Below are 1,441 nucleotides of genomic sequence, written 5' to 3' on the forward strand. Positions count from 1 at the left end.
AGCCTGCGGGCGGAGACGCCTTTGAGGCTGTCGGTGAGCCGGGACGGCGCAGCCTTGGGCGGGTAGTGCACGAGCAGGTGGACGTGGTCGCGTTCGCCGTGGAACTCCCGCAGCTCCGCGCCGAAGTCGGTGCACACGTCGAGCATGACCTCTTCGCAGCGCTGGAGGTCCGCGCCGGTATTTCGGAGTGGAGACCAAGTGCGCGTGCAGGGTGTGGACGACCGTACGGCTCCTGCGGATAGCGGGGTTTGGCTCCCGGCGTGGTGACATGGGTCAAAGTTATGATCCTGCGTGTGAAGATCGTGACGCAGGTGAAGCTGATAGTGGAGGCCGACCAGGCCGCGGCGCTTTCGGCGACCCTGCGCACGGTCAACGACCTGGCTACCTGGGTGTCCGAGGTGGCATACGTCAACGGCGTGCCGCGTGAGTACGAGCTGCGCAGGCACACGTACCCGCACCTCAAAGCCTCCGGGCTCGGGGCGCAGGCGGCGCAACACGTGATCAAGAAGGTGCGTGACGCCTACACCACGCTGCACGCCAACCTCAGGGCCGGGAACTACGGAAAGCCCGGCAGCAAGCGCTGCCGGAAGGTCGAGTCCAAGCCGATCGTGTTCCGGCCCGATGCCGCCCAGCCGTACGACGACCGGTGTCTGAGCTGGCAGTACGACCAGCAGACGGTCTCCGTCTGGACTACCGCAGGCCGGATCAAGGGCGTGCGCTTCGCGTGCTCGCAGGATGCCCTCAAAACGCTCCAGCAGTACCGCAGGGGTGAGTCCGACCTGATCGAGCGGGACGGCAGCTTCTACCTCGTCGCCACCTGTGACGTGCCCGAGCCGCAGACGTACGAGCCGGACGGCTTCATCGGCGTGGACCTCGGGATCGAGAACATCGCCACCACCTCCACCGGCTACCTCGCCGCCGGACGGGGGCTCAACCGGTACCGCAGGCGGCAGCTTGCCTTGCGGGCCAAGCTCCAGAAGAAGCGCACCAAGAGCGCCAGGCGCCGGTTGAAGGAGCGCTCCCGCCGCGAACAGCGGCATGTCAAGAACGCCAACCACATCATTGCCAAGACGATCGTGACCGAGGCTGAACGCACCTCGGCCGGGATCTCCCTGGAACAACTCAAGGGAATCCGGCAGAGGGTACGGCTCCGCAAGCCCCAACGGGTCGCACTCCACTCCTGGGCATTCGCCCAGCTTGGAGACTTTGTCGTCTACAAGGCCAAGCGGGCCGGTGTGCCCCTGGTCTTCGTTGATCCCGCGTACACGTCGCAGACATGCGCCGAGTGCGGCCACGTCGACAAGCGAAACCGTGTCGACCAGGGGCTTTTCATCTGCCGGAAGTGTGGGGTCGTTGCCCACGCCGACCGGAATGCTTCCCACAACATCGCCCGACGCGGCGAGAGCGTGTGGAACGCGGGGCGTGAGTCACGCGTCCCTGC

Annotated in this window: 1 protein-coding gene and 1 pseudogene; one reads left to right on the forward strand and one right to left on the reverse strand. The window is 66.2% G+C overall.

What is annotated here, in order from left to right; all coding sequences use genetic code 11:
* Positions 1-270, reverse strand: a pseudogene (tnpA, locus tag ACWD68_RS41865) (IS200/IS605 family transposase); the annotation flags it as partial.
* Between the two features lie 11 nt (positions 271-281).
* Here tnpA and ACWD68_RS41870 point away from each other — a divergent pair.
* On the forward strand, positions 282-1,441 hold a 1,160-nt coding region (locus ACWD68_RS41870), incomplete at its 3' end, for an RNA-guided endonuclease InsQ/TnpB family protein (RefSeq protein WP_451811716.1).

Source organism: Streptomyces sp. NPDC005141 (genome assembly GCF_053599975.1).